General features: G+C 72.6%; 2 protein-coding genes. One reads left to right on the top strand and one right to left on the bottom strand.

All coding sequences use genetic code 11. From position 1 onward, the window contains the following. The first annotated feature begins 267 nt into the window (after positions 1 to 267). Positions 268 to 5,520, top strand: coding sequence for a diguanylate cyclase (locus NBZ83_RS28790; RefSeq protein ID WP_261576196.1), 5,253 nt, complete (start codon positions 268 to 270; stop codon positions 5,518 to 5,520). Positions 5,521 to 5,605: 85 nt separating this feature from the next. On the opposite strand, the gene NBZ83_RS28785 is transcribed toward NBZ83_RS28790, so the two are convergent. After that, complete coding sequence (locus tag NBZ83_RS28785) at positions 5,606 to 6,625, bottom strand: LLM class flavin-dependent oxidoreductase (protein ID WP_261568920.1); 1,020 nt, start codon at positions 6,623 to 6,625, stop codon at positions 5,606 to 5,608. Between the last annotated feature and the right edge of the window lie 34 nt (positions 6,626 to 6,659).

Raw genomic sequence — 6,659 nt, 5'->3', positions numbered from 1 at the left:
CGGTTAGATCAGTGAGTCCGAACCGGGACGGGGCCGGTTTCGGACCACAGCCGTTGATCTGCGTCACGTCCACCCCGAGCTTCTGGGCGCGGACTGGCTGGCGACAGCGGTCGCGGACCGTGGGGCCGAGCAGACCTCGGCGCGGGTATGCCCACCCGTCGCCCTCAACATGCGATCACCCGCATATCGCGAGACAGTTACCAAGCGGGGGGCAAGTGGGTACGGAAAGTGACAGTGTTGGCGTAGGCGCAGACGAGGTGACGCTGTGTGGTTCAGGTTGGGATACCTGGCGTCCTGATCCGGGAGGAGCTGGGGCGCGGCGCCTACTCCGTCGTATACCGGGCGGAGCGGGAGAACCGGAACTACGCGGTGAAGGTGCCGCTTCGGGCGGTGGCGCGCGACGAGGCGGTCGTGCGCGCGTTCGCCCGCGAGGCCACGATCCTGGCCTGCATAGACCACCCGAACATAGCTCGGGTCCGGGCCGCCGGGCACACCACGGATCACCCCTTCCTGATCATGGATCTGGTCGAGGGAGACTCGTTGAAGTCGCGGATCGCCGCGGGGCCGCTCGGGATCGCCGAGACCACCCGGGTGGCACTGGATGTGGCTTCGGCGCTGTCCGAGGCGCACCGGCGCGGCCTGGTTCACCAGGACGTCAAACCCGCCAACATCATGGTCGGGCCGGACGGGAAGGCCACGCTGCTCGACTTCGGTCTGATGACCCGGGCCGGCGGCCGACCGACCGACCGGGCCGTCGGCACGGTTCTTTTCGGCGCCCCGGAGCAGACCGGCATGCTGCGGCGGCCCGTCGAGCCACGCTCCGACCTCTACGCCCTCGGTGCGGTGATCTACACCTGCCTGGCCGGCTCGCCGCCGTTCCAGGCCGGCGACATCGCCGAACTGCTGCGCATGCACGCGGTCGCGACGCCCCGTCCGCTGACACAGGTGCGCGCGGATGTCCCGGCGGAACTGGCCGCGGTCGTGAGTCGGCTGCTGGCCAAGGATCCGGACGACCGGTACCAGTCCGCACCGGACGTCGTCGCCGCGCTGACGCCGCTCGTGCCGGACGTGGCCGTTCCCGCGCGCCCGACGCACGAGCGGGCCGCGGCGTCCGACGTGGACATGCCGGTCCGGACCCGGCACATCGGCCGCCGCGGCGAACGCGCCCTGCTGCGACGGGCGTGGACGCGATGTCTCGCCGGGGAACGCGGCGTCGTGACGGTCATCGGGGAGGCCGGCGCCGGCAAGACCCTGCTCATCCAGGACCTGCTCGCCTCGCACGGCGACGTGGACGGGCCGGTCATCCTGCGCGGGCGGTGCGCCGCGAACGCCTCCGCTCCCCTGGTCCTGCTGCACGACCTGATCGACGGATACCTGCGCGCCCTGGCGGCCGTGCCCGAGTCACGACGGCGGGACCTGGTCGCACGCATGGTGTCGGCCGCGGGTTCCGACGCGGCGCTGCTCGCCCGCGTGCACCCGCTGCTCGCCCGCACGCTGGGCGTCGACCGCGCGGCCGGCGAACCGGAGGCCGGGGAACCGCGCTTCCGTTCGGCCGCCGTCGGTTTCCTCAGCCGGCTCGCGATCCGCTCCCACGGAATGGTCATCTGGGTGGACGACGCCCACTGGCTGGGTCCGGCCGACCGGCGCATCTTCGAGGACCTCACGGCCGCGACCGATCCCGTGCCGCTGCTGCTGCTCACCTCGACCCGGGATCCGGCGCTGCGGGTGGCGGCCGGATCCGCCACGGCCTGGGACATCACGCTCGGGCCGCTGCACGAGCACGAGGTCGCGGAGGTGATCCGCGACTACCTGGGCGAGATCACCGACCATGCCTTCGCGCGGGATGTCGCCGTCCGGTCGTCCGGGAACCCGCTGGCCGTGGCGGAGTACGTGCATGCGGTGATCGACGCCGGGCTCGTCCAGCCCGACTGGGGCCGCTTCACGCTCGACCGGACCGGCCTGGACTCACTGCCGCTACCCGAGGAGGTCCTCGACCTGATCCGCCATCGGGTGCACGCGCTCAGCCCCACCGCCGCGTCCGTCCTCGAGGTCGCCGCCGTGATCGGCCGTAGCTTCGACCTCGCGTTGCTGACCGCCGCGAGCGGCCGGACCAGCGCCGCGATCTCGATGGCGACCGCCGAGGCGCAGGCGCATCAACTCGCCGCCCGCGGCCGGGACGGGACCTGGTCCTTCGTTCACGACTGCGTCCACGAGGCGCTGCTGTCGACCATGAGCCCGCAGGAACGGACGGACGCGCACCGACGCGTCGTCGACGTCCTCGACGCCGCCGACGCGGGGGGTGACGAGCACCCGTACGAACTCGCCCGGCACGCCATCGCCGGGCAGATCGCACCGGAGCGCCGCTTCCGGCTTACCTCGGCCGCCGCGGCGGCGGCGCTCGCCACCCCGGCGCCCTACGAGGCCGTGGCTCTCTACCGGGCCGCGCAGACGGCCGCGGACGAAGCGGGCTTCGAACCCGACGCCGAGTTCGAGGAGGGTTTCGCCCTCGCGTCCGCGCGCACGCTCGCCCCCGCCGACGCCCGGACCCATTTCACCCGCGCGCTTCGTTCGCAGCCCGACCCGCGCCGGCGCGCCCGTGCCCTGCTGGAACTGGCCGGGGTCGAGTTCGCCGAGTTCCGCACGGCCGCGGCGCTGGAATACGTCCACCGGGGCCTGGCCGAGATCGGCCGTGCAATACCGGCCAATCCCGCGGCGATGGCCGCCGTCAGCGTGGGCCGATGGGCGACGGGAATGGCGTGTCGACGGCCGTGGGCAGGTTTCGGAGGAGCTCGCGGCGAACGCCGGGAGCTGCACGAGATCCGCTGCCGCCTCTACGAGATCGGCATCCTGAGCGAATGGATCTCCGGGCGGATCGGGCCGATGCTGGCCTTCATGATGTCGGCCGTCCGCCCCAGCCAGCGGCTGGGCTCGGGCGAGGAATACGTGCGCAGTCACGGCTGCTTCGTCCTCGTCTCGGCTGACTTCCGGCGCGCCCGGGTGGTGGAACGCGGGGTGAGGCGGCTGCGGGACCTCGTGGCGGACAGCGAGGACCCGGTACTGCAGGCGGACGCCTACCTCTACACGGCCGCGGCGCTGCTGTTCCTCGGCCGCAACGTCGCCGGTGAGCGGGACTCCGAGGACACGTTCCGTCGTGCTCACCGGTGGATCGAGACCTTCTTCTTCACCAGCAGCTACTCGATCCTCGTGCGGAGCCTCGCGCTGCGGGGGCATGACCGCGAGGCGTGGGCCAGCTGCGAGACGCGGCCACACGGAGAGCGCGTGCAGGCGGACCTCGCCATCCTGCGAGCGAGACTTGCCCGCACTCTGCGTTACCCGCCGGTTTCCCATCCCGGGCTCGGTGCGCTCGACGACGAACCCGAGGCCGAGCGGATCCGCCGCTACCTGATCTGCAGCGACGTGGCCGCACTCGAGATCGAGGACGACGAGTTCGGTCCGACCTTCGACGCCGCGGTCGAGGCCGGCGACGCCGTCGTCCTTCCGTCCTGGCGAGTGCCCGGGTTCTTCCGGAATTTCTGGATCACCAAGGCGCGCGGGCGGTTGGAGCAGGCGCGAGCCGCCCCACCCGGGCCGGTTCGCGCCCAGCGTCACCGAGCGGCGCGGCGCGCGCTGCGCGAGGCCCGTTCGGCGGCGGCCTACCCGCCGTTCGCCGCCGACCTGCGGGTACTGCGAGCCATCGACCGCCAGCTCGCCGGCGACCACGCCGGCGCACTCGACCTGTTGGACACGGCGGAACGGGCCGCCCGCACACTCGACCTGCCCCGTGTCCGCTTCGACGTCCTGCTGGAACGCGCCCGCTGCCTGCGAGCGCTCGACGAGCCCGATCGCGCCGCCATCGAAGCGGAGCTGGCGGCGCAGGTGGCCGCCAGGTACGGCTGGATCGGCCGGGAACACAAGGTGCACCGCGAGTTCGAGCTGACCGAACGCAGACCGTCGCTCGCGGAGGCAAGCGGCGCGGCGTCCCCGGCAACCGCCTCCCGGGACCGGCGCCGTCTCGACGCGGTGCTTCAGGTGAGCGCGGCGGCCGGGCGGGAGACGACGCCGGAATCCGTCGCCACCGTGGCCCTCGACGAGATCATCTCCATTCTCGGGGCGGACCGGGCGCTGCTGCTGCTCCCCGACCCGGCCGACCGTGAACGCGACTCGGGGCGGCTACGGCTCTACGCGCAGCGTCACGCCGAACAGACCGATGACCTCGGACCGGACGAGGGAGCGCGCGGCATCGCCACGACCGTCGTGGAACGTGTCCAGGCCGAGCAGCGGCCGCTGGTGGTCACGGGCACGGACGAGGGTGCCGCGCTCGGTTCGGAGAGCGCCGTCCAGTTCGGGCTGCGCAGCATCCTCGCCGCGCCGGTTCCGTTCGACGGCGGCCGCAGTGGCGTCATCTACGTGGACAGCCGGGTCGCCAAGGGACTGTTCGACTCCGAGGATGCCCGGATCCTGATCACGTTGGCCAAGCAGGTGGGACTGTCGCTGAACATGGCGGAGGCGGCCCGGTTGCAGGCAGTCGTCGCGGCGGAACGCCGCCAGCGGGACCTGGCCGAGACGATGCGCAACGTCACGCTGCAGGCGACGTCGACCCTGAACACCCAGGAGATCCTCGGGCGGGTGCTGGCGGCGGCCAGGCACGTCCTGCCGTTCGACGTCGCCTGGGTGCTGACCCGGGTGTCCGGAACCGTCCGGATCCGCTCGACGCACGGCGAGGTGGCGGACGGGGTCGTCGGTACCGAACTGCGCCTTGCGGCCGACGACCCCGTCGCGCGCGCCTTCGACCGCCTCGAGGTCGTCGCCGACGACGGCACCATCGAGCTGCCAGGCGGCGGGCAGGCGGCCCGCAGCTGGCTGGTCGCGCCCGTCCCGCTGCGGGAAGGCATCGAGATGGTGGTCGTGCTCGCCTCCCGGACACCCGGCTGCTACGGGGAGACGCGGATCCAGATCGCGCAGACCGTGATCGATCAGGTGGTCGTCGGCTATCAGAACGCGTGGCTGTTCGAGAAGGTGCAGCGCCTTGCGGCCACCGACCAGCTCACCGGTCTGGCCAGCCGGCGACAGTTTTTCGAGCAGGCGGAGCATGCGTTCGTCGCCGATGCCGCCGCGAGCAGGCCGGTGAGCGCGGCGATGATCGACATCGACCATTTCAAGCAGGTCAACGACGCCCATGGACACTGCGTCGGCGACGAGGTCCTGACGGAGGTCGCCCGACGTATCCGGCTGGCGTTCCGCGAGGAGGACCTCGTCGGTCGGGTCGGCGGGGAGGAGTTCGCCGTGCTGGTGTCCGGGCCGGTGACCATCGCCGAGGCCCTCGGGCGAAGGCTGCGCGACGCGCTCGCGCAGGACCCGGTCGACACCTCGGTCGGGCGTCTCGACATCCGGCTGAGCGTCGGCGTCACCCCGCGCTCGCCCGCCGACACAAGCCTGCGCGACCTGCTGGCCCGCGCCGACAACGCGCTGTACACGGCCAAGCGCGGTGGGCGCGACCGGGTCGCCATCCAGGTTCAGTGACCGGTCTCGGAGCACTCCGAGGTCGGCGGGAGCCGCCCGACCCGGACCGGGCGGCCGGCCAGAGCCCCCCGGTTCCGGCGCCGGTTCACGCCGCCTGACGCCAGGCGTCGGCGAGTGCGGTGAAGCTGTCCCGGCGACGGTCCCGGTCCAGGCCCGGAGTGACGACGACGATCTCGTCGACCTGGGCTTCCTGCCTGAGCTCCAGCAGCCGCCCGGCGACGGACTTCGGCTCGCCGGTCACCATCCGACCGTCGTCGCGGCGGGTGGCGCGGAACTGCGGCGAGCGGGCGAACGCGCGGACGTCCTCCGGCCGCAGCGGCTCGCGGATCCCGCGGGTGATGTTCTGGATCATCAAGGCCCAGGCCGCCTCGAAGTCGCCGATCGCCTCGGCGTCGTCGCTGGCGAAGGCCAGCACGGACATCGCCGAGTACGGCGTCGCGCCGTCGGTGCGCGGGGTGAAATCGCGCCGGTAGGCCCGCAGCGCCTCGACGGCGAGGTCCGGGCTCATGTGGTGCGCGAACACCGCGCTCAGGCCGTTGACGGCGGCGAAGCGCGGGCCGTAGGGGCTCGAGCCCAGCACGAACAGCTCGGGCCGCTCCTCGACCAGCGGCGCGGCCACGAGCTGCGCGTAGGGATGGCCCGCGGGGAAGCCGTCACCGAGGAACGCCAGCAGCTCGCCGACCTGCCCGGGGAACTCCGCGCCCGCGTCGGCGGACACGCCCCGGCGCAGCACGTGCGCCGTCAGCGGGTCCGTCCCCGGCGCCCGACCGAGCGCGAGGTCGATCCGCCCCGGGTACATCGCCAGCAGGGTCCGGAAGGTCTCGGCGACCTTGAACGGGGCATGGTTGGGCAGCATGATCCCGGCCGCGCCGACCCGGATCCGCGACGTGTGGGCGCCGACGTGGGCGGTCAGCAGCTCCGGGGCACTGCAGGCCAGGCTGGTCATGTTGTGGTGCTCGGAGACCCAGTACCGCCGATAGCCGGCCGCCTCGACGGCCTGGGCGATGCTCACCGCGCCGGCGATCGCGGTGCTCGGGCTCTCGCCATGCTCGATCCCGACGAAGTCGAGAACCGCCAGGGGAAGGACGTCGTCAGCAACACTCACCTCCAGGTCAATCCCCCGCCGCCCGACCGCATTC

The organism is Frankia gtarii (assembly GCF_025403375.1).
Taxonomy (GTDB): domain Bacteria; phylum Actinomycetota; class Actinomycetes; order Frankiales; family Frankiaceae; genus Frankia; species Frankia gtarii.
This window is presented reverse-complemented; position numbering and strand designations above follow the sequence as displayed.